Source organism: Negativicutes bacterium, assembly GCA_021372785.1.
Lineage (GTDB): Bacteria > Bacillota > JAAYKD01 > JAAYKD01 > JAAYKD01 > JAJFTT01.
Window position 1 is genome coordinate 1 of sequence record JAJFTT010000052.1, and the last position, 26,369, is coordinate 26,369.

The following is a 26,369-nucleotide window of genomic DNA, read 5'->3' on the forward strand; positions in this document are numbered from 1 at the left end:
ATTACATCCAAGGAAGCAAAATCAGCTCTTATGATTCTGCTACCCTCAGCGAAATCGATACGCTGATCCTCTATTAAGTAAGGTATGTAAATCACAGCAATGAATTTTAAAGTGGAACCCATACGAAGCACTAGCCGCAGCGAATCAGTTTGCTACGGCTAGCGCACAGACAAGCTGCTTCAAAAAATGATCAGCCCTATTACTGCCGATATGACGCAGTAACAGGGCTGATCTTATTCATGTAGATTCAATTCCAAATATTCATCATAAGACATTTTTCTGTCGATGATGCCATCCGGCGTAATTTCAATGATGCGGTTGGCAATAGTTTGCACAAATTCATGATCATGTGAGGCAAAAAGGAGAGTGCCAGAAAAGTTAATCAAGCCATCGTTGAGTGAGGTGATCGATTCCAGATCCAGATGATTGGTCGGCTCATCCAGTAGGAGAACATTGGCATTGCTGAGCATCATCTTGCATAGCATACAGCGGACTCGCTCGCCGCCGGAAAGAACGCTTGCTTCTTTTTGAGATTCTTCGCCGGAAAACAATAATCTGCCCAGATAGCCTCTGATGAAGCTTTCTGCCTGTTCCACGGAAAACTGACGCATCCAATCAACAAGATTGAGCGGAACGTTTTGAAAGAACTCGGTATTGTCCTTGGGGAAGTAAGCTTGGGAAGTTGTTACCCCCCATTTGAATTCACCACTGTCTGCCGTCAGCTCGTTCATCAGAATTTTAAACAGGGTCGTTTGCGCTTGTTCATTCGTCCCAACAAAAGCAACCTTATCGCCTTTATCCAGCTTAAAGCTGATCTGATTCAAAAGCATTTGGCCGTTCATCGTTCCCGTCAGGTTAGCCACATTTAACAGTTCGTTGCCGGCTTCTCTTTCAGGTTTGAAACCTACGTAAGGATATTTTCTGGAGGAAGGTTTGATATCTTCAATCGTCAGTTTCTCCAGCTGCTTTTTTCGGGAGGTGGCTTGTTTTGATTTGGAGGCGTTGGCGCTGAAGCGATCAATAAAATCCTGTAAATCTTTGCGCTTCTCTTCCGCTTTTTTGTTTTGATCACGCTGCATTTGCAGTGCTAACTGACTGGAATGATACCAAAAATCATAATTACCATTGTAAATTTGTATTTTGCCATAATCAACATCGGCGATGTGCGTGCATACTTTATTAAGAAAATGTCGGTCATGTGAAACCACAATGACGGTGCTTTCAAAATTGGAGAGGAAATTTTCTAACCAGGCGATCGCTTTCAGATCCAGATGGTTGGTTGGTTCATCCAACAGCAAGATGTCTGGTTGACCAAATAAAGCCTGAGCCAACAAGATTTTTATTTTTTCATCACCATTCAATTCTTTCATCAGCTTGTGATGCAGCGATTCTTCTAAACCCAGTCCAGTCAGGAGTGATGCCGCTTCCGGTTCTGCCTCCCAGCCATGCAGTTCATCGAATTCAAATTCCAATTCGGCAGCTTTGATTCCGTCTCCATCAGTGAATTCTGCTTTTCCGTAGATCAGATCTTTTTCTTGCATGATTTGAAAAAGCCTTGCGTGTCCCATGATAACCGTTTGCATGACTTCATACTCATCAAATTTAAAATGATCCTGTTTTAGAACCGCTAAGCGCTCACCGGGGGTGATGAGGACTTCACCTTGGTTTGGTTCAATTTCTCCCGTCAATATCTTGAGAAATGTAGATTTCCCGGTTCCATTGGCACCAATTAAGCCGTAACAGTTGCCATGTGTAAATTTGATATTCACATCATCAAACAATTTGCGGCCGCCGTATCTTAAACTCACATTGCTTGTACTTATCACTGATCCATCCACCTTATAATTTATAGTTTCAAATTTAACTGAACTTTTATATTATATCACACTCTAACCAATTAATCTACCTGTGCCAACACCCCCGTCCCCCTGGTACACGCGCTAACCAATTAATCTACCTGTGCCAACACCCCCGTCCCCCTGGTACACGGGTACTGGCATACCTTGCCAAGATTGAAAAGGAATCGAATCACCCCTTAACGAAAGCTGTGGTAGAATCAATCGGAGCCGCAGATTTCTATCCTGTGCAAGAAACCAATGCGGTGAAAGGCAGCGGTATTATAGCGAAGGTAGCCGGTCATCGGGTCGCGGTCGGCAATCTCGCACTGATGCGGCGGGAAAATGTACAGTTCAATGAAAAAGCGAGCACCGATCTGGTGCGTTTGGTACAAAGCGGCAGTTCACTCGTGCTGATGGCGCTGGATGGTGAATTAGCAGTTCTCATGGGTATTCGTGACCAGATTCGCCCGGGTGTGAAAGCGGATCTTGAAAAGCTGAAAGAATTAGGTGTGAAGAACCTGATTGTGCTTTCGGGAGATCATCAGGGAACCGTTGATTTGGTTGCCCGTGAACTTGGCTTGACAGAAGCCCATGGTCACATGCTGCCGGAAGATAAGGCGGCCTATATTAAAATGCTGCAGTCCAAAGGGCAAATTGTGGCTTTTGTGGGCGATGGAGTCAACAACAGTCCTTCTCTGGCTTTGGCGCAAATTGGTATTGCCATGGGCAGTGGGACAGATATTGCGATTGAAACCTCCGATGTTGTCCTGATGAACTCAGATTTCAGCCGGTTGCCTCATGCTCTCGGCTTAACCAAAGCGATAGCGCGTAACATGCGGCAAAATATTATCATCGCAGTGGGCGTTGTCTTCTTCTTGCTGGCCAACGTTTTCTTCAGCGAATGGATGAACATGTCCATAGGGATGCTGGTCCACGAAGCGAGTATCTTAGCCGTTATTTTCAATGGCATGAGGCTGCTACGCTACGCAATAAATTAACAATTCTAAACCGAACTAACCATTAGCAAGAAAGGAAAATTGAAAAAGCAAAAAGCAACGGTTCAATTAGCAAGCTTAACCTGTCCGTCGTGTGCATTGAAATTGAAAGTGCTGTAAAATTACTGAATGGCGTGGAAAAAGAAAGTGTCAGCGTATCGTTTAACTCAAGTAAGGTTAAACTGAATTTTGATCAGGAAAAGCTGGCAATCGGAGAAATCGAGCGGGCGATCACCGCGCTTGGCTATGAAGTTAAAAAATTTCAAGTGAAAGTGAAATAAGCGGTCAAAGCCAAAACGGTATTTTGCGGAACGGTCTCAACCGTTCCTTTTTTTATAGCTTCGCATCCGGAAAACATCTTCATCCGCTCGGTACGGTACTGTGCTTATGATTAGTCAATCTCGGTTTGAAGAAAGTTAAAACATGGATTACCTATCAAATGAAGAGGCAAAAGCACAGCGAATTGCGTTTGATTATCTCTTAGTGCTTCATAAGTTGATATTTTTGTTCACTGCTGAATTTTTCCGCAGCATATCTAAAAGCGATTTTGGGCATTTGGGGTTTGTTTATGAGTAAATATTCATAGACAGCTTTCGGTTCAACCTGAGAGAATACCTTGAGCATCCAGCCATAACCTTTTAATACGAGATAGTGTGAATCATTCCTTAACAGATCGGAAATGAGGAAAGGGTTAAAACCATGATATTTCTGATGTTTAATCGGATAGATCAAGACCACAGCGGCGGCACGCCTGACACTAAACTTAGGATGCTCCGTCCATTTTAATACGGATTCGAATAAATTATTGTTTTGGCTCAGCAAAGAACCAAAAGCATGCGTACAGAAATCATCACAATCACTCCAATCGGAGACATAATGCATCAGCCAGGATTCAAAGACAGAGAAAGTATTAGTGTCATAGGAATTTCGGATTCTGTAGGCCCAATCATAGGCAATGATGCCGAACGCCCATTCACGCTCGTTTAGCAGCTGTTCACAGAGCGCTAAGACATGACCCAAACTCTTGTCCTCTAACACCTGATAGAGAGAGAAAGAGATCGCCCGTATGCTGCCTATTGTTAAGTGCGGACTGATCGATGCACTCTGAATTCTGTTTCCGGCTTCTCTTACGATATCAAACAAATTGATCACTGCTTTCTTTGCGTTAATAAGATGGATCATTGAGGTTCTTCTAATCTTAGCATAAGAGGAACAGATGTTCAAGATCGTATAAGGTTGATAGGAAGGCAAAGGAAATTCGCAGAGAAAACAGCTGCTTTCCTTGAATAAACTGTAAAATCTGGTATAATCATCAGTATAACCTGGGCGCAGGGCAGACGGAACCGGAAGCAAACCCCGGAAAAACAGGATCGCTTAATAAACCGGATCGCTTAATACAATGGAAATCAGCGTAGACGAACCGGATGTGCTTGGATATGACAGCAAGACAGGCGAATATCGTTTTTTCATTGTTCTGTGGAAAGTTCTGTCGGATACAGAAGTCTTTGCTGGGACCGGAGGGCTCCCGGATCTTTGCATATGACAGGAGTGCGGATTCCTATTGCTCCGGCAGAGGGTTCCGCAGTCCTTTGATCGTTTAACAATAGTATGAAAATGAGGAGTTGAATTTATGGAACGACATATCATCGAATTTTTGAACAGCCCTGCGCTATTTGCTAAAATCAGTGATCTCACACGCATTGTTGATCCGCTGCAAAAAACGGTGACCGAATATAAAGATCGCGTGGCTGTGATTGACGAAGCGCACTGTTTTGATTTCTGGGACAAAAACAAAATTTGTGACAACTGCATTTCTATGAGGGCTTTTAATGATAATATAACCTATACAAAAATCGAATACACAAGAGATAAGACATACTTGATTACCGCGGTTCCGTATCATTTAACCGACAGAAGAATTGTTATCGAGCTGCTCAAGGACATTACCCAAAGTGTCCTTTATGATGTTGGTACGGACACTGTTTTGGAGCAGATCGGAATTCACGCGCTGATCGATAATCTGAACAAACTTGCTTTTAGTGATTCATTAACCGGCCTTTATAATCGTCGATTTCTCATGGAAAAACTTCCGGTTGATTTACTGAATTCGATTTTATCAGCTGCGGAATTATCGATTATAATGGTTGATATCGATCATTTTAAAAAAATTAACGATACATACGGTCATCTTGGCGGAGACCATATACTGAAACATGTCGCTGCAACTTTATCCGGTTGTTTGACCGGAACCAGCGACTGGATCGCTCGATTTGGAGGGGAAGAATTTGTGATTTGTATGCCGGGGGTCAATCTTGAGGCGGCAAAAGCAACTGCGGAATCCATGCGCGAATTACTGGAACACTCCGGCATTCGCTATCAGGAAGCAGAATTTAGCGTCACTGCCAGTTTTGGAATTTCTAATTTAAAATCGGCAGGACAGGAGAGCGCCGAGGATTTGATCAGGCGTGCTGATGAAAAATTATACTTAGCCAAAAGCAAGGGGCGAAACAGGGTTGAGTTCTAAATCATAGTTTACTATGATTTTTTGCAACGATTCTGTTTGTAGATGAGCAAACCATAAACTAATAGTCGGCGAAAATATCTTCCCTGCAAATTTCATAGGCAGTTTATTTTACGATGCGGCCAGAAGCTGCAAAAGTAATTGGGTTAATTCCGGAATAGAAGCACTTCCGGATCAAACCGCAGAAGGAATTGGATTGCCGCCTCTCTAATGTAAGGTATATCAAGGGAAAAGAACAGAAATTGATCGGTTAACGCAGCGCTAGGCGGATCAAATGAGATATCATTGCCAAAATAGCAGCTGCCAAACGATCCTACAAAAGGGGTAAAAAGAATGTCTGAAAAGCCTGTAATCGCATTGCTTTATGACTTTGATAAAACACTCTGTACAAAAGATATGCAGGAGTACAGTTTTATTCCGGAGGTGAACATGGAACCAGCTGCTTTTTGGCTGGAATCCAATGGCTTAGCGAAAGAGCAGAAAATGGATCGCATTCTGGCTTCGATGTATTTGATGCTGCAAAAAGCAAAGAAAGCCGGCGAACCGGTTTCACGGGATAACTTTGTTACCTTCGGCAGCGCTTTACAATTTTTCCCGGGGGTGGAGAGTTGGTTTGACCGCATCAATCGTCTGGGGGAAACCATGCAGATGACTGTTGAGCATTACATTATCTCCTCCGGTTTACGTGAAATTATCGAAGGTTCCAGTATTTATCCGCATTTTCGGGAGGTGTTTGCCAGTGAATATTATTACGACGAAAAAGGTGATGCTTGCTGGCCAAAAAACATGGTCAATTATACCACCAAAACGCAATTTTTATATCGGGTCAACAAAGGTGTGCTCGATGTCTCCAATGATGACGATCTGAACAAATTTAAGGCGCAGGAAGAACGTGCAGTGCCTTTTCGTAATATGATTTATATTGGTGATGGCTTAACCGATGTGCCATGCATGCATTTGGTCAAAGAAAACGGCGGTTATTCCATTGCCGTTTATCAGAAGGGGCGAAGAGAAGCGGTGGAAGAACTGCTGACGCATGAACGAGTCGACTTTCTTGTCCCGGCGGATTACTCTGAACACTTTGAGCTGGATGAAATTGTTCAGGATATCATTCGCACCATGGCAATGGTGGAAGGTTTAAAACGGAAGAACCAGGAGCAGCTGATGCAGATTCGATCAAAACCGAAAAAGAGTTAATATGCGGATGTCAACGGATTGCATGAGTATAATAATCAATTCGGACAGATCAAGGAGATGCAATTCTGAACCGGGTGGCGCCTTTATTGAATCAGCATTTTGGGGAAGAAAAAGTGTTTCGTGCCGGCGGAGATGAATTTGTCATCAAAGCGGAGAATAAAACAGAAGAATCGCTGAAAAAGGCGACCGAGGCGTTTGAAGCAGAGCCAAAGCAATCCGATATTTCAGTGGCTTTGGAGTTGGAGTAGCGAAGTGAGGAATTAACATTGCAGAAATGCTGAAAGCGGCAGACACCAAAAGGTTGGACAGCAAGTATCATTATTATAGTGAAAAATGAGCAGTTTCTGTGACGAACAAAAAAGTGGAAAATCAGGCAGATGGCATGGCTTTTCACTTGTCACTTTTGGGGAGGATCTTATGAAATTACTGCATCTGGCTGATCTGCATCTGGGTAAGCGGGTCAACGAATTCGACCTGATCGAAGACCAACGCAATATCCTGCAGCAAATTCTGCAGATTATTGAGCGGGAACAACCGGAAGTCATCCTGATTGCCGGTGATCTCTACGACAAAAGCCAACCATCGATAGATGCGGTGGAATTGATGGATGAATTTCTTACCACTCTGATTATGCTTGACCGACAGGTCTTTCTGATCAGCGGTAATCACGATTCACCGGAACGCTTGGGATTCGGCAGCCGAATCCTACAGAAAAATCATCTGACCATCGCCGGCGTTTTCAATGGCCGGCTGGATCATTATGTACTGACAGATGAATACGGACCGCTCAACCTTTACTTATTGCCCTATCTCAAACCGGCATTGGTCCGGCCTTATTTTGAAAGCAAAATCGAAACTTATGACGATGCAGTCCGTGCCGTATTGACCGCGAGCCAAATCGACCCGCAGGAACGTAATCTGCTGTTGGCACATCAGTTTGTTACGGGTGGCATGCAAGCGCCGCAGCGCTCCGATTCGGAGAGCGTTGCGGTGGGCGGCTTGGATCAGATTGGAGCGGAGCTCTTTGCAGGGTTTGATTATGTCGCCTTAGGCCATCTGCATGGCCCGCAGCAAATCCTGCGGGAGAGTATTCGTTATGCCGGGTCACCGCTGAAGTATTCTTTTTCGGAAGCACGGCAGCGCAAATCGGTTACCTTGCTCGAATTGCGGCAAAAAGGCAGCCTGGTTATGCGCTCGGTTATGCTGCAGCCCCTGCATGATATGCGGGAGATCAGAGGACCGCTCAGCGAATTGCTGAAAATCGGCCAAAGCGAGGGACCCGCCGCGCAGGATTACCTGCATGTCACCCTGACAGATGAAGACGAACTTTATGATGCCGTTGGGCAGCTGCGCCGGGTCTACCCCAATTTAATGATGCTGGATTTTGATAATTGCCGCACGCGCGGCACGGCGGCTGCCGCAGCCAGCAATGCGGCAAATGTCAATTTAAAAAACCCGCTGAGTCTGTTTGCGGAATTTTACCAATTGCAGAATAATCAAACCTTAACGACAGAACAACTGCAGCTCATGGAAAAGATTTTTCGTCAGGCAGGAGGCGAATCCGTATGAGACCGCTCAAAGTCGTCATGTCTGCTTTTGGTCCATATGCTGCCAGAACGGAACTTGATTTGCAGGCTTTTGGCGGGCAGGGTCTTTTTTTAATCAGCGGTGATACCGGCGCCGGTAAAACCACGGTTTTTGATGCCATCGCTTTTGCTTTGTTCGGAGAAGCCAGCGGTTCTACCCGCAGTGTGGATTCTCTGCGCAGCGATTTTGCCGAAGCCGACTGCAAGACGTATGTGGAATTGCTCTTTGTCCATAAAGGAAAAGCATATACCATCAAGCGAAATCCCAGCTATTTACGTCCGAAAAAGCATAAAAATGGTTTTACGACAGAAAACGCAGAGGCAGTGCTGACCATGCCGGACGGCGGCATCATTACAGGCGCCAGGGAAGTCACCGCAAAAATCACAGATTTGCTGGGAGTCGACTACAAACAATTTAAACAGATCGCCATGATTGCCCAAGGCGAATTCCTGCAGTTATTACTGGCCGACAGCAGAACACGCGGTGAGATTTTCCGGCGGGTTTTCAACACGGAAGTATTTCAGACCGCTCAGGAACTCCTGAAGGAGAAAGAAAAAGCGGCCAGGCGTCATTGTGAGAGCAATCAGCAAAGTATTTTGCAGTATATGGCAGGGATTCTCCTGACCGAAGAGGCAGAAAACCAACCGCTGGCGGCGCTGCAGGCAAGACAGGATGTCTACAGCGCAGAGGATGTGCTAAGCTTGCTGCAGGAACAGAATGCCAGCGATACGCGGCTGCAAGAGCAATTGCTGCAGGAGAGCAGAAAAAATGAACAAGCCATGGCTTTATTGATTGCTCAAAGAACCGAGGCTGAATTCATCAATCAAGCTTTTATGGACCTGTACAATGCAGAAGCGCGTCAGAAGGAATTAGCGGCCGAGGAGACCGATATTTTGCTGCGCAAGCAAGAATTGCTGGTAGCTGAGCAAGCGCTTCGCCTGGTGCGGCCATTACAGCTTGATTTCCTGCGGGAAGAAAAACTCTCAGCTGATTTAAAGCAGAGCGTGGAAGAGCTGTCTGCCGTAGTGGCAAGTCAATGGACGCAAACGGAATATCTGCGGCAAATTTACCAGACAGAAAAGAGCAGAGAACCGCAGCGGGAGCAATTGATGGCTGTTTTGGATCAGCTGGAAAAAACACTGCCGCAATATGATGCGGTCAGTAAATTAAAACAAAAAATGCAGCAGCTGACTGCAAATAAGAAGCAAATTCAAGAAGATTTGCAGCGGCTGCAGCAAAACCAGCAGAGTGTGCTCGAGCAGAAAAGCGCTTTCCAGGTTGAATTGGATCAATTGGTATCGGCGGAAGTTGAGCTGGCGCGCTGCGAACAAGAGACACAGCTGCTGCAAAACAGAGAAACGGATTTACGGCAGCTGCAAATAAAATTGCTGAAATTCAAAGCCCTGCAAGCGGAATCTGAGCAGCTGCAGCAGCGGTATCTGGCGGCAGAAAAGCTCTTCCAGCAAGCGGAGGCCGATTATAATCAGAAAACGAGTGCATTTTTTCGGGAACAGGCAGGGATTCTGGCAGCTACTCTGGAAGACGGAAAGGCTTGCCCTGTTTGCGGTTCCTTGCAACACCCACAAAAGGCAGTGGCTTCCCAGGGAGCACCCGGCGAAACGGAATTGAATCAAGCAAAGCAAAAAAGTCAAAACAGCCGCGACAAAATGCAGACAGCCAGCGAAGCGGCGGCTGCGAAGCGGACGGAAATGCAGTCGCTGCAGGAATTTTTGCTTCAGGATGTACAACGCTGTACGGCGGAAGAAGCGGATTTTCTGTCGCAAGCACAGCTGATGGAACATACCGGTTTGGCGCTGACCGCTTGCCGGGAGCAAACAGCGAAGAATCAAGAGCTGAGGCTGCGTCTGCAAAAAGCGGTGGAACGCAAAGCGCTGTGCCGGAAGAATCTGATCCTATTGGAAAAGACCAATACGGAGAATACGGCACTTATGGCAGAAAAGGAACAGTTGCTGCAGGGGCTCGCTACCGAATTAGCTGCTATCTTTGGCGAACTGAGCGTTCTGCAGGCTGCTCTTGTTTTTGCTTCCCGTGAAGAGGCGGAAGCAAAAGCAGTCCTCTGGCGACAGGAAGTGACTCAACTCAAGACCGCTGTGCAAGCAGCAGAAGATAATTTCAATCAGGCGCAGGCAGAATGGCAGAGTCAGCAGGCGGTGCTGGCAGATCAAAGAGTCCGTGCCGCAGCGGCGCAAGTACAGAGCGCCGAAACCGCCGCAATCTACCGGAAGAAACGGGCGGAATGCGGTTTTACCGATGAACAAAGCTATCTGCAAGCCCTGCGGACAGAAGCAGAAATCAAAGCAATTCGGGAAAGTATTGAGCTCTATCAGAATGAGCAAAAGCATCTTCAGCAGGAATTGCTCCGGCTGTCTCAAGCTACCAAAGGTAAAGCGAAGCAGGATCTCAGCGTCCTGGAACGTGAAAAAGCGTCTTTGAGCGTACAGAAAAATGCGATCGACAGCAAAGCGAAAACGGTCACGACGCGTTCCGGAGTCAATCAGACCGCAGCGATGGCTTTAGCGAAAGCGCTGCAAGAGCAGCGCTTCTGTCAAGCGGAATATTTATTGATCTCGGATCTTTCCAAAACGGCAAATGGCAATCTGGTTGGCAAGCAGAAAATAGCATTTGAACAATATGTGCAGTTCGCTTATTTCAACCAGATTTTAGCGGAAGCAAATAAAAGACTGCGTCTGATGTCCGGCAATCGCTTCGAATTGTTCCGCAGCGAGGAAAACGGCAATTTACACACACTGACAGGTTTGGAAATTGATGTTTTGGATCACTATACCGGAAAATTGCGCTCGGTAAAATCCTTGTCCGGCGGCGAGTCTTTCAAAGCTTCCCTGGCATTGGCTTTGGGCTTATCCGATGTGATCCAGAGTTATGCCGGCGGCGTGGAAATTGATACGCTGTTCATTGATGAAGGTTTTGGTGCGTTGGATGCGGAATCGCTGGAACAGGCGATTCAAACGCTGAACAACCTGGCGATGGGTAACCGATTGGTCGGTATTATTTCTCATGTCAGCGAATTGAAAGAACGGATCGATCAACAAATCATCATCAAAAAAAGTCATACCGGCAGCAGCATCAGCATCAAATGCTGAGAACTGTTTCGGATTGGCAGCATCCCGCGATCCGGTGATAGGTATTATCCCATGCGGGAGAATCCGTCCATTTCAAGGCTTCGGGCATGATGTCCATCGTAATTGCACTCACCTGCCTGCCAAAATAGAGGTATTGTACAAAAGCCATGGCAAAATCAATCTCTTTGGTGTGATTATTTCTACGGAGATCTGCGCGGGGAAGCTTGGAAAGCGACGGAATTGCTGCGCAGGCTCCGCTCTGATCAAGCAGGTGTTCTGATTGACATCCGTCCGCAAGTCAGTGGGGAAGGTTTTGTTGCTTTGCTCAGCCGGGGGCCAGGTGCTTGTCAGGGCATCGCGAACCAGGCGGGGCGACGATGCCCTGGGAAATTCGTAATTGGGTGACCAGTCTTCAGGCGGATGTGATATTTGTTTCACCCGGTGATGATCTCCGTTTGCCGGAATCTGTGGGTACCGTCATTGAAGTTGAATTGAAAAGCAGATAATTGTAGATTTTTTGTTAACGCAGAAGGGATTCCTTCTCTCCATATAGAAGTTAACAAAATGCTGTGGTGGGTTTTTAGAGAACAAAGTAAAAAAAGGCAGGTCAGCTGAATCACCGCCTGGTTCTGAACCGGAAAACAATAATTTACCGGTTCCGCTGCAGTAAAACAACACAGCAATACTTTGGGGATAACAAGGAAATGCGGCTTGTCCGCAAGCGAAACGGGATATTTTCAGAGACTGAAGGCAGAGGAGTGTTAACCATGTTGGAAGCTCAATTTGATATGCATGAAATTACCAAAATAAAAGTAGTCGGTGTAGGCGGCGGCGGCAGCAATGCCGTGGATCGTATGATTTCTGCCGGTTTAAAAGGGGTTGAATTCATTGCCATCAATACCGATGGGCAGGTTTTATCGCATTCCCTGGCCGATCAAAAGCTGCAGATCGGCTTCAAGCTGACGCATGGTCAGGGGGCTGGCGGCAATCCGGAAATTGGTTTTCAGGCCGCCGAAGAAAGCCGCGACGAAATTCAGCGTATTCTCAAAGGCGCCGATATGGTCTTTATCACTGCCGGGATGGGTGGCGGTACCGGAACCGGCGCCGCTTCTGTTGTAGCGGAAGTATCGAAGGATATGGGTGCTTTAACGATCGGGGTGGTCACCAAGCCGTTTGCGTTTGAAGGACGTCGGCGCGCTACGCAAGCCGAAGCCGGCATCAGCCATTTAAGAGAAAAAGTGGATGCGCTGATTACAATTCCCAATGAACGGCTGATCAAAGTGATCGATAAAAAAACCTCTTTGCTGGATGCTTTTAAGATGGTAGATGAAGTGCTGCGCCAGGGAGTCCAGGGGATCTCTGAATTGATTATCGTGCCGGCCATTATCAACCTCGATTTTGCCGATGTTTCCACCATTATGCGCAACTCCGGTTCCGCCATCATGGGAATCGGCTATGGTCAGGGTGAAGGGCGCGCAACGGAAGCTGCTAAGATGGCAATTTCTTCACCGCTGCTGGAAATGTCAATTCAAGGCGCCCGCGGTGTTTTATTGGATATCGCCGGAGGACCTGATTTTACTTTATTTGAAACTGATGAAGCTGCCGCCATCATCGCCGAAGCGGCAGACCCGGAAGCGAATATTATCTGGGGTGCCCGCATTGAAGAAAAATTGAAAGATCAGGTCCGGATTACAGTGGTGGCTACCGGTTTTGATCAGTCGATGCCCAAGACACCTTATTTTGATAAGAACAGCCGCATAGAAGTGCAGACCCAAAAGGGGTTTGCCGCTAAAAATGTTGCTCCGATAACGGAGGAAGCACTGGCTGGATTAAGTGTGCCGCCCTTCCTGCAGAAGAAATAGCTTTTACAAAATCAGAAAAATTCCTCGGGCTGTCAGGCTGCGGGGAATTTTTAGTTTGGCGATGGAACTTATTTTCACTCAAAAAAGGAATTGAAGCGGAGGATGTCGTATTTAAAAAGAGCAGATATGCTTCTTTGGAGAGGGGGAACAGAGATGAATTGTCCGTTTTGTAATACGGCTGATAGTAAAGTGATCGATTCCCGCCCGATTGAAGAAGGAACCGCTATCCGGCGCCGCAGGGAGTGTATTCGTTGCCTCAGACGGTTTACCACGTATGAGAAAGTAGAGGAAATGGCCATGGTGGTAGTGAAGCGGGATGGCGGCCGTGAAGTCTTTGATCGTAATAAAATCTTAAACGGCTTACTGAAAGCATGCGAGAAGCGCTGTATCCCCATGGATACGCTCAACGAAATGGTCAATGATATTGAACTGGAGCTGCGCAATTCACTCAAGCAGGAGATTCCCAGCCGTGTGATCGGCGAAGCAGTGATGTGCCGCCTGAAAGAAGTGGATTCGGTCGCTTATGTGCGGTTCGCATCGGTCTATCGCCACTTTGAGGATATCGATCATTTTATTCTGGAACTGGAAAAATTAAACGGTGAAAAGAAAACGGAAGCATAGCGGTGATTGAGTGATGAAGAAGACACGCAAAACCCGTTCATCCAGGAGACGGTTAGCCAAAAAACGCCGCCGTTTCGTTCTGAAAGTTTTTATCTGCTTGTTGACAGCCGTCGGACTTTTTTTTCTCATCCGGGGCGGCATCACACTTTATCGCAGTTTTAATCTGAAAATGATGCGCAGCGAGCAATTCAGCGAAACAAAACTGATTGTCTCACATCCAAGCGAAGGCGTTATTTTGCGTGATGAAACAGTTGTGGTATCGCCTTACAGCGGTAAATGGCAGGCTCTGTGCGCAGAGGGCAGCAGTCTTACCGTTGCGGGGCAAGCTGCAGAGATTTACGATTATGCTGCCATTCGTAAGTATGAAGATGCCTTGCAGAAAATAGCGGAAAATCGGCTCCATGATTTAAACAGCTTCCAGTCCAAAACAGAGTATTATACAAAAACAATACAGGAAGTTGATACTGACATTGCCAATTTGACAAAGCAGAAATCGTCCGATAAGGTCAGGAATGATCCGGATGCACTCAGTCGGATCGACAAGCAGATTGAAACCTTAGAGGCAAATAAACTGACCTTACAGGCAGAGAAAGAAGCCCTTTCGGATAACCGGGCAACCTGGGATGCCGAAGAAGCACTGATCCAAACCGCTTTGAAAAAAGATGCAAAGATTGTTACAACACCTTATGAAGGGATCGTCAGTTTTATCTGTGACGGATACGAGGGATTGCTTTCCACAACCAGCGTCGGCTCGATCACCTTGCAGGATCTGAAATCGTTCCGGAATGCATCCGTTGTGCTGCATCAAAGAGAAGAAGAAATTACAGCGGGTCATCCGTTGTTTAAAGTGATCAAAACGCCATGGTATTGGTGCACAGCTTACGAAAATAATTATGGGCTGCAATTGCAGGCGGGTGATACGGCCACGCTGCTTTCATCGCTGGGCAATCAGATTAAGACCACTGTAGAGAGCATTGAGCTGCTGGAAACAGCTGCAATCGTCACGTATCGCTTCGATCAATTGCTGCCGGAGGCACTCTCCGATCGCTTTCAGAGTATGGCACTGATTGAAACCACTGCAACAGGTTACGATTTGCCATTGGCTGCCATTGTCAGCAAAGGCAAAATCAAAGGCGTTTATTGCGTGGAGAGCGGTGTTGTTACCTTTCAAGCGGTGGAAGTATTGCAGGAACGAGATGCGAGAGCTTATGTAAGCGGTTTGAGCGGGACAAAAGAAATTATTCTCAACCCGCGTTTCGCGATAGAAGGGATTCTGGTAAGCGGTGAATAACTTGAGTAGTATACAAGAAAACGTAATTCAAATTCAAGCGGAAATTGAGGCAGCCTGTCGCAGGGCGAATCGTGCAGCCAATGCAGTTACACTGATCGCGGTCAGTAAGACAGTCGGTCCGGAGGCAGTGCAGCAGGCAATCGAGGCCGGTCTGAATCACTTCGGTGAAAATAAAGCACAGGAATTCGTCGTTAAGGCGGCAGCTTTTCCTGATGCGCATTGGCATTTTATCGGTCATTTACAAACCAATAAGGTCAGGGGGATCGTGCATCAGGCAGAATTGATTCATTCTCTCGATCGCCTGGATTTGGCAGCGGAAATTCAGAAACGCGCCGGCGGGGCTCCGGTGCATTGCCTGCTGGAAGTGAATGTCGCGGCAGAAAGCAGTAAATTCGGTCTAAAATTAGATGAAGTTACAACATTCTGCCACAGTTTAAGCCGATTTCCCGCTATAATGGTGGATGGATTGATGACCATTGCTCCCGCTGCCGGTACGCCGGAGGAGATACGCTCGGTGTTCCGCTGCCTGCGGCAGAAAAGGGAGGAACTGCAGGCGTTGCGGTTGGCGCAAATTCCGTGTTTTTGGTTATCGATGGGGATGACCAACGATTATCCAATTGCGATAGAAGAAGGAGCGGATTTTGTCCGCATTGGCACCGGTATTTTTGGTAAACGTTCTTCGCAATAGACAAAGGAAAGGAATGATTTGAATGGCTGGCATCTTAAGTAAATTCTGGAATATGATCGGCTTGGGTGATGAAGAGGAATTGGAGGACGATTTCGAAGAGGAAAGCGAAGTCGTGGCCCCGATAGCTCAGCCGTTGGAGAAAAGATCGGAAGGCGTCAGGATTTTAAGTAAGACGGGCAATCCTGCACCGACACCGCCAGTCGGCAATGGCAATTCCGGCAACAATCTTTCAATCGGCAATAATGTTCTTACCAATAACGTGGTGTCCATGCCACCGAAAGGAAATACGATGATGAACGGAAATGAAAACTCCCGCCTGGTCGTCTATGCTCCCAATCGTTTTGAGGAAGTACAGGTTTTAGTCGATCATATGAAAGCGGATCGACCGGTGATTGTATCATTGGAAGGTCTGGATGGCGATCTGGCTCGTTCGATGTTGGATTTCATTTGCGGTGCAACCTACGCTTTAGAAGGAAGTATGCAAAAAGTCAGCGGCAATATTTTCCTGGTAGCTCCCAGAGATGTGGATGTTTCTTCGAATTTAAAGGAAGCATTGCTGGCACGTGATTCCTTGGTTCGCAAACATGATGAAAAGGGAGAAATGTCATGATCGGTCGTCTGCTCTCAACCCTGATCGAAGTGGTGAAATGGGTCATTCTGGTGCGCTTGTTTGCCGACTTATTTGTCCGTCCCCCCAAAAAAGACTGGCTGCTGACGCTGGAAAGATGGACAGAACCGTTGCTGGCACCGTTCCGCCGTTTCCTGAAACCAATTGAATTTGGCAGCGGCTACATTGATCTTTCGCCTGTGATTTTATTTTTTGTGCTCAGCTTGCTGCAAAGCCTTGTTTCCTGGCTATTTTAATTTGCTTTCAGGTTCATCGACAAAAAAAGGAGGAGTCCCCATGCTGAGTCCGATGGATATTCATAATAAAGAGTTTAAAAAAGCACTGCGTGGTTATGATGAAGCCGAAGTGGATGCTTTTTTGGATGAAGTGATTCAGAATTTTGAAAGTCTCTATCGTGAAAACACAGCTCTGAAAGAGAAGCTTTCCGAATGCAGCGAACGAGTGGACAGCTTCCGGGGCATGGAAGAAACCTTACAAAAATCGATTGTGGTGGCGCAGGAAGCGGGAGACTCTTTAAAAATGAATGCCAGGCGTGAAGGAGAGCTGATCGTTCGCGAAGCCGAGATCAAAGCCGGCAAGATCATTGACGAAGCAATGAACCGGGCGCAGAAATTAATAGCGGAGCATGACGCCGTGCGTAAGGACGCGGTTGTTTGCCGGGCACGTTTAAAAACGGTACTGCAGGCACAGCTGGAATTACTGGAAAGCGCCGAATGGCAATTCCCTATGAATGATGAAATCAAACAAATCAAATCATAAACAACGTGTGACACAGCATAGCACAGTGCTGTGTCACTGCAAAAACGAAGCCGGAGAATGGTCATGACCATTCCGCAGATTCATCTCTGAATTTTTCTCTGAAAGGTGTCGAACAATTTTGGCTGAAAAAGTAATCGGTATTATCGGTGGTATGGGACCGGAAGCCACCGCAGATCTCTATTTAAAAATCATACACAATACGCCGGCTGATACTGACCAGCAGCATCTGCATGTTTTGATTGACAGCAATACGAAAATTCCCGATCGGACAGCCGCAATCATGCACGGCGGGGAAGACCCGGCTCCCTTTATTGCTGAAACCGGCCGCAACCTCTTTCGTGCCGGCGCCGATTATTTGGCGATTTCCTGCAATACAGCGCATTACTATTATGATGCTGTACAGGCCGCTGTTCCGATTCCGGTCCTGCATATGCCAAAAATCTGCCTTGAGTATATCCAAGAGAATTATCCCAATCTAACCTGCTGCGGACTCTTAGCCACCAGTGCCACGATTGAAACCGGTTTGTACCAGAGTTTAGCCGAGAAGGCCGGCTTGGAAATGCTGCCTTCTCTGCCGGAGATTCAAGCAAATCTTGTGATGGAAGGCATCCGGAAGATCAAAGCCGGCCGCAAAGAAGAAGGCGGCGGATTGCTGAAAGCGGCTGCCAATGCTTTGATCGAACGCGGTGCGGAAGTTATCATTGCCGGTTGTACAGAGATCCCGTTGGTTTTACAAAACGGGTCCCTTCGTGTTCCTGTGGTGGATCCAACTCTGATTATGGCGCTGAAAATTATTGAAATGAGATAATTTTTTCCAATCAAAGGTTTCTCACGATTTCCCCGGTATTCTCCGGGGATTCTCTTTTTATTCATATTGGTTTTTTGGAGGAGTCAAATGGATTTGCTGATCGCCTTGCTTATTTTGCTCAGTGACTTTTTCAGCAAACAATGGGTTTTGGCCAATCTGGTTTACGCAGCGGCAACCCGCTTTCTGCCGGGTTTACTGCAGTTTCGCTATGTCTGGAATACCGGGGCAGCTTTCAGTATTCTGACCGGTCAGCGCTGGTTTCTTGTCGTCATAGCGTCGCTGGCAGCCGCGGCGTTGTTGCTGTTCCGCAGAAAAATTACCGGTGACAAGCCCCTGATGCGCGTGATCTGGGGTTTGGTTTTTGGGGGAACTGTCGGTAATTTGATCGATCGAATCCGTTTTGGCTATGTGATCGATTTTTTAGAATTCGATTTCATTACTTTTCCTGTGTTCAATATTGCTGATTCTGCTCTGGTGATCGGTATGGGGCTCTATCTCAGCCTGACTGTCTATGAGATATATAAGGAAGGGAATACAAATGGAGCTGTATGATCAAACAACGGACGGCAGAGAAATTCTACGTTTTATTGTTCCCGCAGAAGCGTGCGGCGAACGCCTGGATAAATGGCTGACCGCCATGACGGATATGACACGATCGCATATTCAATTGTTGTTGAAAGAGGAATTGGTGACGGTAAATGATTTGGTAAAACCCGCTCGCACTGTCCTCAAAGGCGGTGAAGAGGTTTTGCTGATTCTTCCCGAGCCGGAACCATTGGAATTGCTGGCGGAAGATATTCCGCTTGCGATTGTTTACGAGGACGATGCCTTATTGGTGATCAATAAGCAGAGAAATCTGGTGGTGCATCCCGCCGTGGGGAATTGGACTGGCACTTTGGTAAATGGTCTAATGGCTCATTCTAAAGTCTGGCCTGGCATCAATGGCACCATGCGGCCGGGCATCGTACACCGATTGGACAAAGATACCAGCGGATTGCTGGTGGTAGCCAAGACCGAATTGGCTCAAAATTCACTCAGCCAACAGATCAAAGACAGAACCGCCAAACGCATGTACTTAGCATTGACCTGGGCTAATTTTAAAGAGGAAAGCGGCATAATCAACGCTCCCATCGGGCGTCACCCGATCAATCGTTTGAAAATGGCGGTAGTGGCCAACGGCAGACAAGCGCAGACAGCCTATAGCGTGCTGCAGCATTTTCCGCAAATGGATTTGCTGAAAGTGCAGCTGCTGACCGGCAGAACGCATCAGATCAGAGTGCACATGGCTTACGCACACCATCCCGTCGTGGCAGACCCGCTCTATTCTGCCAGGGAGCAACATTGGGGTTTAGAGGCGCAGGCGTTGCATGCCTATCGGCTTGGCTTCTTTCATCCATGCTCAAACGAATGGCTGGAATTCACCGCCCCGCCGCCGCAGGATTTCCGAGACGTTTTAACAAAGCTGGGCAGACCTTGGACAGAAGGAGGGGAAGCAGATGGCAAACTCGACTTTATTATTGGACGAGATACAAATCCGGCGAATCATTAATCGCCTGGCGCATGAAATCATCGAAAAAAACGGCGGTTGTGCCAATTTGGTTTTTGTCGGTATTAAGCGGCGCGGTCTTCCTCTGGCCCAACGTTTAGCCGAGGTGATGGAGCGTGTGGAGGGGATTCGGATAGCCTGTTACGAAATCGATATTACACCGTATCGCGATGATCATAAGAAGCAACCTTTGCAGGGTTCTGAGCTGACCGCGGCCGAGATCACCGGCAAAACCGTGGTTTTGGTGGACGATGTACTGCATACCGGCAGAACGGTACGGGCCGCTTTGGATGGCGTGATGAAGTGGGGCAGACCGGAGCGCATCCAACTGGCCGTACTGATCGATCGTGGTCATCGGGAATTGCCCATCAGGCCGGACTTTGTCGGTAAAAATATCCCCACCTCTAAGCTGGAAAATATAGAAGTGGAGATCACGGAGATCGACGGCAAAGACCAGGTGATCTTGCGTAAACCAGGCGATGGATCGACGTAAAGGGGATCCATTCAACACGGGCAAGACCGTTCCTTGCCATAGGTTTTTCCACCTGTCCAATTCACGCGTTGACAGAATACGCCGCATGCCGTTACTTTATTTTGGAAAGGAGGTAGTCTTTTGGCCTTGGAAGGTTTGTCGATCCGTGCCTTAACGGAAGAACTCAATGCAAAATTGACTGATGCCCGGGTTGATCGCATCTATCAGCACAATGCAACCGAAATGACCTTGGAATTGCGCGCACTTAAGGTTTCATATAAACTGCTCTTATCCATTCATCCCCAGTTTGCCCGCGTGCAATTCAGCGATCTGAAACGAAAAAATCCCCAGACACCGCCCGCATTTTGCCAATTGATCCGTAAAAAATTGGAAGGCGCTCATATCATCGAAATCAAACAGCCAAAGTATGAACGGTTGATCCGCTTTACCTTTGCCGCTTTGGACGAGTTGGGCAATCCGATCAAACTTTATCTGATGGTGGAGCTGATGGGTAAAAACAGCAACCTCATCCTGCTCAATCAGGACCTGAAAATCCTCGACGCCATCAAGCATGTTTCCTCCGATCAGAATCGCTACCGTGAAATCCTGCCCGGCCGCATTTATCGCACGCCTCCCGAACAAATAAAACAACCGCCGGAAGCCTGGCTGCCTCCTACCACGGATGAGGAACTGTCACTTTCGGTTTTGGATTGGCTGCGTCGCCATTTGGACGGAGTCGGTCCGGCTACACTGAAACAGCTGCTGCAGGCAGCGGCGATCGATCCCGATCGGCTGAGCGCTTTTCTGCAGCCGCAGGATTGGCAGCATCTGCAAGCCTTAAGCCAAAAAGCCATGGCGGAACGACGGCCCGGCATGCTTTATCTATCCGGTTCGGCGCTTGCCCCCAATCTCAGCGCGATTGCTTTTCCGCCAAACAAGGCGGAAGGCCGTTGGCTGAGCGCTTCACAGGCGATTGGCCTTTTTTATGATCATGCCGATCAGGAATTAAAACTCAATCAGCTGCGTAACCGGGTCACTTCGGTTGTGCAGGCGGCTATCAACAAAGCGCAGCGCAAACTGTGTGGTTTAGAGGAAGATTTGCAGGCCGGCAAAGCAGCGGCTCAATATCGTCTCTGGGGGGAATTGCTCAAAAATACGCCGGACCCGGGTACTAAAAGCGCCGAGATTCAGGTCATCAATTACTACGATGAAAACTTGGCGGAATTAACGATTCCGCTCGATTATAAACTCTCACTGGCGCAGAATGCGCAAAATTATTTTAAACACTACAGCAAAGCCCGTAAGGGTGAAAAAGTGATTCTCGAACAAATCGGCTTAATCACTTCGGAAATAGAGTATCTGACGTCGGTGCTTTTGGCAGCCAAACAAACCGGGGAAACGGGTGTACTGACAGAAATCATCGAAGAATTGCTGGAGCAAGGTTTCCTGGCACGCGAGCGTCAACCGGGCAATCAGAAGAAGAAACCAAAGCAGCCGACCGTAGCTCCTTTGCACCTGCTGATTCAGGGGATTCCGGTTTCTGTGGGACGTAATAACCTGCAGAATGATTATTTAACGATGGAGCTGGCCGAAGCCAACGACTGCTGGCTGCACAGCAAAGGCATTCCCGGTTCGCATGTGGTGATTCATCAGGCGAAACCGGATGCAGCCGTGATTGAAAAGGCCGCGGCGCTGGCTGCCTGGTTCAGTCAGGCGCGCAGCAGCAGTTATGTGGATGTGGATTATACATTGCGGCGCTATGTCAAAAAGTTTAAAGGCGCCAGACCCGGCTCGGTTCATTATACGCAGCAAAAAACAATTTCCGTCGCTCCGCGTTCACCCGAACAGCTTGCGACGGAATCTGACACTGAAATTAGGTAAACCTCCACATCTGGGAGAAATACGGAAAGGAGACTGATCTCTCCTTGTCGAATATTTACCTATTACAGGTATGGAGGCATAAGATGCTGGTAAGTATGACTGGTTTTGGCCGCAGCGAATCCAAAGAGGGAGTGCGAAAACTAAGCGTAGAACTTAAGTCTGTCAACAATCGTTTCTTAGATATTTCACTGCGCTGCCCGCGGGATTTGAATAGTTTGGAAGAAAAAATCCGTCAGACGATCTCAGGTTTTGCCAGGCGCGGACGCATTGATTGTTCTGTCTCCTATCAATACAGCGGGGAGGACGCTTATGAAATTCAGGTCAACCTGCCTTTGGCCTTAGCCTATCAAAAAGGAGCCGCTGTTTTAGCGGAAGCCTCTGCCTTACAGGAAACGGTCACGCTGTCACAACTGCTGACTCTGCCGGATGTGGTCCGGGTTGAGCGCCGCAATGAAGATGTGGCAGTCATCTGGCAGGAATTAGAGCTTTTACTGCGCCAGGCACTCAGCGAGTTTGCTGCGATGCGCGCTCAGGAAGGGCTGCGTTTGGAGGAGGATTTCCGTTTGCGTCTGATGATGATCCAAACGATGTCGCAAAGCATTCTGGAAAGAGCTCCCTTGGTTGTAGCAGAATACAGTCAAAAGCTGCAAGCCAAAATGCTGGAACTGCTGAACGGGGTGCAGGTGGAAGAAACCCGATTGCTGACCGAAGTGGCGATGATGGCGAACCGCAGTGATATCACCGAAGAACTGGTCCGTTTGGCCAGCCACGTACAGCAGTTTTATCAACTATTGGATGACAAGACAGAACCGGTCGGCAAAAAGCTGGATTTTTTGCTGCAGGAAATGAATCGTGAAGTCAATACCATCGGCTCCAAAGCGAGTGATTTTGAAATTGGAAAAAACGTAGTCAACCTGAAAGCAGAGCTGGAGAAGATGCGGGAACAAATTCAAAACATAGAGTAAAATGCCGGCGGAGGGTTTTTATGAGTGAGAACAGAATGGTGAACATTGGCTTTGGTAATTTCGTATCGACCGGAAAAATCATTGCAATTGTCAGTCCGGAATCGAACCCGATTAAGCGCATCGTGCACGAAGCCCGAGAAAAAGGCATGGTGATTGACGCGACTTACGGCAGGCGAACCCGCGCCGTTGTCATCACCGACAGTGATCATATTATTCTTTCGGCAGTCCAGCCGGAAACAATTGCCAATCGTCTGGATGCCAAAGAAGAGCGGGAAGAAGATGACGAAGAGAGGATACCTGCAAAATGAAGCGTGGTGTTTTATTAGTCCTTTCGGCTCCATCCGGTGCCGGCAAAGACACTGTTTGCGATGCTTTGCTCAAGGAACTGCCTGATTTAGTTTATTCCGTTTCTGCCACAACACGCCCCAAACGTCACTATGAAGTAGAAGGCAAGAGCTATTTCTTTATGAAGCGTGCAGAATTCGAGAAAAAGCTGGCGGAAGGCGGTTTTCTGGAACATGCAGATTATTTAGGGCATCTCTACGGTACACCGCGGGCTTTTGTGGAAGAACAGCTTGCAAACGGCAAGTCTGTCATTCTCAAGATTGAAACAAAAGGAGCCGCCAAAGTGATGGAAACGGTGCACGACGGCGTCTTCATTTTCCTGGTTCCGCCAACTTTCGCGGATTTAGCCGAACGTTTAAACCATCGCGCCTCTGAATCCAGCGAAGAAATTCAAAAAAGGCTGCAAAAAGCCAAAGATGAACTGGCGACCGGTCAGAAATACGAATATGTTGTGGTCAACGATACCGTGGCGCATGCGGTTGAGCAGATCAAAGCCATCCTATTATCGGAACAACTCAGATGGCGTAATATGTGCGACCTGGAGATATTTTCGCATGCCAACCCCATCCCCCCATGTAATGACTAGATAGGAGTAATGAAAATGAGCCGGATCCCCTCTGATGAAATTTATAAACACGCCGACTGCAAATATACCGCTTGCATCATCACAGCCAAACGGGCCAGAGAATTGCAGAAATCACAACCGAAAGATTCTTCCAACAAGCCGCTGCTGCAAGCTTATGATGAATTGATGGGCGGGGAATTGACTTATCGCCGCATGAATCCCGAAGAATTAGCTGCGGCGGAAGCCGGCAAGGGCAGAGACGAAGCGTTACTCTAAAAGCGGTCTGGCGATTGCGCAAGCGGTGCCGCCGGAGAAAAAGCAGGGCAGTCTACGAATCAGCCGAATTTTCCGCAAAAAAGCAGGGGAGTGATCCTCTGCTTTTTTATGATGAATGCACAGTTAATTTACAGTGATCTTTTCCACATAGCTGCTGCCGTTGGCATCCCGCAATACCTTTAAGGCAAAGGGAAAACTGTCGAACTCGGTAGCCAGATAAAAATCCTGCGGCGGCGAAAAGGCAATATTTTCCGGTTCAAAGAAACGAGCACCGCTGCCTTTGCGCAGGATTTCGATGGCAGCCTGCCGGTCATAAGAACGATTTTCCAATAAACTTTGCATATATTCGGCGCAGAAGGTGTCTTCCTCAGCGGGATACAGGTTTTCTTGCCCCATACAGACCAGGCTGACCTGCGCCGGATTCCGCCGACGGATATAGTCTGCATTTGCTTTGGCATTGGTCAAAGCGCCGACCAAGATTTCCTCTGCCCAAACGGCGGCGCCAATGCCTTGCGTGCCGGCACTGGTAGAATGGATTAGGGTTTTGCCCTGCAGATCCTGCAGACTGATTTCATAAGGTGAATTGCCGAAATCGAAACCCGGCATTTTTCTGGAATGACGTTCGCCGGCCAGCAGCCAGTCGGCATGCGCCGCCTTTAGTGCCAAAGCATCTTCGATGGCTGCCACCGGGTAGATGCGTTGGATTCCCTGGCGAAATGCCTGACATTCTACAGTATAGGCCCGGAATACATCAATGATCACGACAATGCCTTTTGCCTGCGCCGCACCCGCAGTCAATTGTAAAATCTCGATGTTCATGCTGCTGCCTCCTGTAAACCCGATAAAACGCTTTTGCCGGGTTGATTGTTTTGCCATACTATTTTCTGGAAAGAAGAGAAAAATCCTGCCTGGTTTTAAGGTAAAAAAACATTCTTCTGCTTCCCTTGCTGAAAACAAGAAAAATAGGCGACTCTTGAGCAGCGGCGGCAGGAAAATTGCGCGGAGATTGAGAATTATAGATGTATTTGGAGTGTGAAGAACAATGATCCAAAGAATCAGAGCAATCATAGAGACAAATCAACTGTTCGATAAGGGAGAGAGGCTGCTGATTGGCGTTTCGGGCGGTCCTGACTCCCTTTTTCTGCTTCTCGTGTTGCATGCTCTAGCAACGGATTTTCAGTGGCAGCTTGCCGTTGCTCATCTCAATCATGGTCTGCGCGGGCAGGAAGCCTGTGAGGAAGCGGCATTTGTGCGGCAATGGGCAAAGAAATTGGAGCTGCCGTTTTTTTATCAGCGTAGAGATATTCGGCCATTGGCTCAGGTCAGAAAATTAGGAGAAGAGGAAGCCGGCCGATCTGCCCGTTATGCCTTTTTTCAGAAAGCGGCAGCCGAGTTTCAGGCTACGGCGCTTGTGCTGGGCCATCAAGCAGATGATCAGGTGGAGAATTTTTTCCTGAGGCTGCTGCGCGGCAGCGGTTCCGTGGGCCTATCGGCAATGCCGTTCACGCGGCCGTTGACGGATCAGCTTCGTCTGGTGCGTCCCTTAGTCTCGATCAGCCACGCCGAAATCATCGCCTGGCTGGAAGAACATCAGATCATCTATTGTCTGGATCCTTCCAACAACAGTAATATTTACCAGCGAAACCAAATCCGCCATCGCTTATTTGGGCAGCTGCGCGAAATCGCACCTGCTTTTGAACAGCACATCCTGCATACACAGGAATTGTTGGCGGCAGATGAAGCCTACCTGCAGGCGGCAATGGAGAAGGCTGCGGCAGAGTTGCCGCGCGATCCTTTTGGTTTCTGCTCGATGGCGGCGGCTGATTATTTGCAACTGCCTCTGGCCCTGCGTTCGCGCTGGCTGCGGCAGCAATTCTTCCTGCTTAAGCAAGGAGAAGAAAATCTGCAATATCGGCATCATCAGGAAATCGAACGGCAAATCAGAGCACAAACCAGTTCCTGGCAATATTCTCTGCCGGGAAAAGTAATTTTCCGGCTCAGCTGCGGCAGATTATTTCTCCTGCCAGGCGAGACGGCACCGGTGCAGCTCGATTTGACCTACAGGCTGCCGCCGGCAAACCAGTGGCCCTGCAGCAAGAGTCTGACCGGTTGTGGCACACTGATTTTTGACCCGCTGCCGGCATCCATGCGCAGACAAGCCGGTGTGCTGGGCGAGCAGGCCTTGCGGCTGCCCTTTCATTTACGCACTTGGCGAAAGGGAGATCGGATTGCTCTGTCGAATGGTGGTCATAAAAGTGTGGCTGACTTCTGGCAGGAAAATGCTATCCCGCTGCCCTGGCGTTTTCGGTATCCGCTGTTTTTGCTGGGTGAGACGATTGTATTTATTCCCGGACTTTATACAGCGCTTGCTCTGCAGCCACAGGATGCGGAAAAACCGGTTTATCGTATTCTTCTGCAATAGA

General features: G+C 47.9%; 25 protein-coding genes and 3 pseudogenes. 25 read left to right on the top strand and 3 right to left on the bottom strand.

From position 1 onward, the window contains the following. Positions 1–233: 233 nt before the first annotated feature. A complete protein-coding gene (locus tag LLG09_07030) occupies positions 234–1,826 on the bottom strand; it encodes an ATP-binding cassette domain-containing protein (protein ID MCE5196865.1) in 1,593 nt (530 codons plus the stop codon). A gap of 170 nt (positions 1,827–1,996) precedes the next feature. Between LLG09_07030 and LLG09_07035 the strand changes: the two are divergent. Further along, positions 1,997–2,836 (top strand): annotated as a pseudogene (locus LLG09_07035) (HAD-IC family P-type ATPase). Between the two features lie 39 nt (positions 2,837–2,875). Beyond that, positions 2,876–3,114, top strand: a pseudogene (locus tag LLG09_07040) (cation transporter). A gap of 199 nt (positions 3,115–3,313) precedes the next feature. Here the strand turns inward: LLG09_07040 and LLG09_07045 are convergent. Further along, entirely contained in the window at positions 3,314–4,015 is a 702-nt protein-coding gene (locus LLG09_07045) for a DNA alkylation repair protein (protein MCE5196866.1), read from the bottom strand. Between the two features lie 205 nt (positions 4,016–4,220). On the opposite strand from LLG09_07045, the pseudogene LLG09_07050 reads away from it, so the two are divergent. The 22 genes and pseudogenes from LLG09_07050 to LLG09_07155 all read left to right on the top strand — a co-directional run bounded on the left by LLG09_07050 (position 4,221) and on the right by LLG09_07155 (position 23,946). Further along, positions 4,221–4,357 (top strand): annotated as a pseudogene (locus tag LLG09_07050) (DUF4256 domain-containing protein). A gap of 106 nt (positions 4,358–4,463) precedes the next feature. Further along, positions 4,464–5,357, top strand: a complete 894-nt coding sequence (locus tag LLG09_07055) for a GGDEF domain-containing protein (GenBank protein MCE5196867.1) — start codon at positions 4,464–4,466, stop codon at positions 5,355–5,357. Between the two features lie 330 nt (positions 5,358–5,687). Beyond that, positions 5,688–6,551, top strand: coding sequence for a haloacid dehalogenase-like hydrolase (locus LLG09_07060; protein MCE5196868.1), 864 nt, complete (start codon positions 5,688–5,690; stop codon positions 6,549–6,551). Positions 6,552–6,613: 62 nt separating this feature from the next. Next, entirely contained in the window at positions 6,614–6,799 is a 186-nt protein-coding gene (locus LLG09_07065) for a hypothetical protein (protein ID MCE5196869.1), read from the top strand. 169 nt (positions 6,800–6,968) lie between these two features. Beyond that, on the top strand, positions 6,969–8,120 hold the full coding sequence (locus LLG09_07070) for an exonuclease SbcCD subunit D (protein MCE5196870.1): 1,152 nt from the start codon (positions 6,969–6,971) through the stop codon (positions 8,118–8,120). Beyond that, positions 8,117–11,260, top strand: a complete 3,144-nt coding sequence (locus LLG09_07075) for an SMC family ATPase (GenBank protein MCE5196871.1) — start codon at positions 8,117–8,119, stop codon at positions 11,258–11,260. The genes LLG09_07070 and LLG09_07075 overlap by 4 nt, the downstream gene beginning before the upstream one ends. A 746-nt stretch (positions 11,261–12,006) precedes the next feature. Continuing rightward, the gene (gene ftsZ, locus LLG09_07080; protein ID MCE5196872.1) at positions 12,007–13,101 is read left to right on the top strand and encodes a cell division protein FtsZ; all 1,095 of its coding nucleotides are present in this window, start codon (positions 12,007–12,009) and stop codon (positions 13,099–13,101) included. Positions 13,102–13,254: 153 nt separating this feature from the next. Next, entirely contained in the window at positions 13,255–13,722 is a 468-nt protein-coding gene (gene nrdR, locus LLG09_07085) for a transcriptional regulator NrdR (GenBank protein MCE5196873.1), read from the top strand. Positions 13,723–13,735: 13 nt separating this feature from the next. Then, the gene (locus tag LLG09_07090) at positions 13,736–15,013 is read left to right on the top strand and encodes a hypothetical protein (protein ID MCE5196874.1); all 1,278 of its coding nucleotides are present in this window, start codon (positions 13,736–13,738) and stop codon (positions 15,011–15,013) included. A 1-nt stretch (position 15,014) separates the two neighbouring features. After that, positions 15,015–15,701, top strand: a complete 687-nt coding sequence (locus tag LLG09_07095) for a YggS family pyridoxal phosphate-dependent enzyme (protein ID MCE5196875.1) — start codon at positions 15,015–15,017, stop codon at positions 15,699–15,701. Between the two features lie 22 nt (positions 15,702–15,723). Then, on the top strand, positions 15,724–16,311 hold the full coding sequence (locus tag LLG09_07100; protein ID MCE5196876.1) for a cell division protein SepF: 588 nt from the start codon (positions 15,724–15,726) through the stop codon (positions 16,309–16,311). Then, a complete protein-coding gene (locus LLG09_07105) occupies positions 16,308–16,565 on the top strand; it encodes a YggT family protein (protein MCE5196877.1) in 258 nt (85 codons plus the stop codon). The genes LLG09_07100 and LLG09_07105 overlap by 4 nt, the downstream gene beginning before the upstream one ends. Before the next feature lie 40 nt (positions 16,566–16,605). Further along, on the top strand, positions 16,606–17,088 hold the full coding sequence (locus tag LLG09_07110; protein ID MCE5196878.1) for a DivIVA domain-containing protein: 483 nt from the start codon (positions 16,606–16,608) through the stop codon (positions 17,086–17,088). A 118-nt stretch (positions 17,089–17,206) separates the two neighbouring features. Then, positions 17,207–17,896 carry an amino acid racemase gene (locus LLG09_07115; GenBank protein MCE5196879.1) on the top strand — a complete coding sequence of 230 codons (690 nt, stop codon included), beginning with the start codon at positions 17,207–17,209 and terminating at the stop codon, positions 17,894–17,896. A gap of 87 nt (positions 17,897–17,983) precedes the next feature. Continuing rightward, positions 17,984–18,448, top strand: coding sequence for a signal peptidase II (lspA, locus tag LLG09_07120; protein ID MCE5196880.1), 465 nt, complete (start codon positions 17,984–17,986; stop codon positions 18,446–18,448). After that, on the top strand, positions 18,435–19,445 hold the full coding sequence (locus LLG09_07125) for an RluA family pseudouridine synthase (protein ID MCE5196881.1): 1,011 nt from the start codon (positions 18,435–18,437) through the stop codon (positions 19,443–19,445). Before lspA ends, LLG09_07125 begins: the two co-directional genes overlap by 14 nt. Next, a complete protein-coding gene (gene pyrR / locus LLG09_07130) occupies positions 19,393–19,935 on the top strand; it encodes a bifunctional pyr operon transcriptional regulator/uracil phosphoribosyltransferase PyrR (protein ID MCE5196882.1) in 543 nt (180 codons plus the stop codon). Before LLG09_07125 ends, pyrR begins: the two co-directional genes overlap by 53 nt. 120 nt (positions 19,936–20,055) lie before the next feature. Beyond that, positions 20,056–21,795, top strand: a complete 1,740-nt coding sequence (locus LLG09_07135) for an NFACT family protein (protein MCE5196883.1) — start codon at positions 20,056–20,058, stop codon at positions 21,793–21,795. Between the two features lie 83 nt (positions 21,796–21,878). Beyond that, a complete protein-coding gene (locus LLG09_07140) occupies positions 21,879–22,760 on the top strand; it encodes a YicC family protein (protein ID MCE5196884.1) in 882 nt (293 codons plus the stop codon). 20 nt (positions 22,761–22,780) lie between these two features. Then, the gene (locus tag LLG09_07145; protein ID MCE5196885.1) at positions 22,781–23,068 is read left to right on the top strand and encodes a DUF370 domain-containing protein; all 288 of its coding nucleotides are present in this window, start codon (positions 22,781–22,783) and stop codon (positions 23,066–23,068) included. Further along, positions 23,065–23,691 (top strand): guanylate kinase, encoded by a 627-nt coding sequence (gmk, locus tag LLG09_07150; protein MCE5196886.1) that lies wholly within the window; start codon positions 23,065–23,067, stop codon positions 23,689–23,691. Before LLG09_07145 ends, gmk begins: the two co-directional genes overlap by 4 nt. Before the next feature lie 15 nt (positions 23,692–23,706). Next, complete coding sequence (locus tag LLG09_07155; protein ID MCE5196887.1) at positions 23,707–23,946, top strand: DNA-directed RNA polymerase subunit omega; 240 nt, start codon at positions 23,707–23,709, stop codon at positions 23,944–23,946. Between the two features lie 123 nt (positions 23,947–24,069). Here the strand turns inward: LLG09_07155 and LLG09_07160 are convergent, their stop codons facing one another. Continuing rightward, positions 24,070–24,765 carry a 2-phosphosulfolactate phosphatase gene (locus LLG09_07160; GenBank protein ID MCE5196888.1) on the bottom strand — a complete coding sequence of 232 codons (696 nt, stop codon included), beginning with the start codon at positions 24,763–24,765 and terminating at the stop codon, positions 24,070–24,072. A 223-nt stretch (positions 24,766–24,988) separates the two neighbouring features. Here LLG09_07160 and tilS point away from each other — a divergent pair, with 223 nt between their 5' ends. Further along, positions 24,989–26,368 carry a tRNA lysidine(34) synthetase TilS gene (gene tilS, locus LLG09_07165; protein MCE5196889.1) on the top strand — a complete coding sequence of 460 codons (1,380 nt, stop codon included), beginning with the start codon at positions 24,989–24,991 and terminating at the stop codon, positions 26,366–26,368. Position 26,369: the final 1 nt, after the last annotated feature.

Excerpts from the sequence above, each read along its gene's own strand:
- LLG09_07045 (MCE5196866.1), bottom strand. The coding sequence starts at position 4,015 with ATGATCCATCTTATTAACGCAAAGAAAGCAGTGATCAATTTGTTTGAT.
- LLG09_07055 (MCE5196867.1), top strand. The coding sequence starts at position 4,464 with ATGGAACGACATATCATCGAATTTTTGAACAGCCCTGCGCTATTTGCT.
- LLG09_07060 (MCE5196868.1), top strand. The coding sequence starts at position 5,688 with ATGTCTGAAAAGCCTGTAATCGCATTGCTTTATGACTTTGATAAAACA.
- LLG09_07070 (MCE5196870.1), top strand. The coding sequence starts at position 6,969 with ATGAAATTACTGCATCTGGCTGATCTGCATCTGGGTAAGCGGGTCAAC.
- LLG09_07075 (MCE5196871.1), top strand. The coding sequence starts at position 8,117 with ATGAGACCGCTCAAAGTCGTCATGTCTGCTTTTGGTCCATATGCTGCC.
- ftsZ (MCE5196872.1), top strand. The coding sequence starts at position 12,007 with ATGTTGGAAGCTCAATTTGATATGCATGAAATTACCAAAATAAAAGTA.
- nrdR (MCE5196873.1), top strand. The coding sequence starts at position 13,255 with ATGAATTGTCCGTTTTGTAATACGGCTGATAGTAAAGTGATCGATTCC.
- LLG09_07090 (MCE5196874.1), top strand. The coding sequence starts at position 13,736 with ATGAAGAAGACACGCAAAACCCGTTCATCCAGGAGACGGTTAGCCAAA.
- LLG09_07100 (MCE5196876.1), top strand. The coding sequence starts at position 15,724 with ATGGCTGGCATCTTAAGTAAATTCTGGAATATGATCGGCTTGGGTGAT.
- LLG09_07105 (MCE5196877.1), top strand. The coding sequence starts at position 16,308 with ATGATCGGTCGTCTGCTCTCAACCCTGATCGAAGTGGTGAAATGGGTC.
- LLG09_07110 (MCE5196878.1), top strand. The coding sequence starts at position 16,606 with ATGCTGAGTCCGATGGATATTCATAATAAAGAGTTTAAAAAAGCACTG.
- lspA (MCE5196880.1), top strand. The coding sequence starts at position 17,984 with ATGGATTTGCTGATCGCCTTGCTTATTTTGCTCAGTGACTTTTTCAGC.
- LLG09_07125 (MCE5196881.1), top strand. The coding sequence starts at position 18,435 with ATGGAGCTGTATGATCAAACAACGGACGGCAGAGAAATTCTACGTTTT.
- pyrR (MCE5196882.1), top strand. The coding sequence starts at position 19,393 with ATGGCAAACTCGACTTTATTATTGGACGAGATACAAATCCGGCGAATC.
- LLG09_07140 (MCE5196884.1), top strand. The coding sequence starts at position 21,879 with ATGCTGGTAAGTATGACTGGTTTTGGCCGCAGCGAATCCAAAGAGGGA.
- LLG09_07145 (MCE5196885.1), top strand. The coding sequence starts at position 22,781 with ATGAGTGAGAACAGAATGGTGAACATTGGCTTTGGTAATTTCGTATCG.
- gmk (MCE5196886.1), top strand. The coding sequence starts at position 23,065 with ATGAAGCGTGGTGTTTTATTAGTCCTTTCGGCTCCATCCGGTGCCGGC.
- LLG09_07155 (MCE5196887.1), top strand. The coding sequence starts at position 23,707 with ATGAGCCGGATCCCCTCTGATGAAATTTATAAACACGCCGACTGCAAA.
- LLG09_07160 (MCE5196888.1), bottom strand. The coding sequence starts at position 24,765 with ATGAACATCGAGATTTTACAATTGACTGCGGGTGCGGCGCAGGCAAAA.
- tilS (MCE5196889.1), top strand. The coding sequence starts at position 24,989 with ATGATCCAAAGAATCAGAGCAATCATAGAGACAAATCAACTGTTCGAT.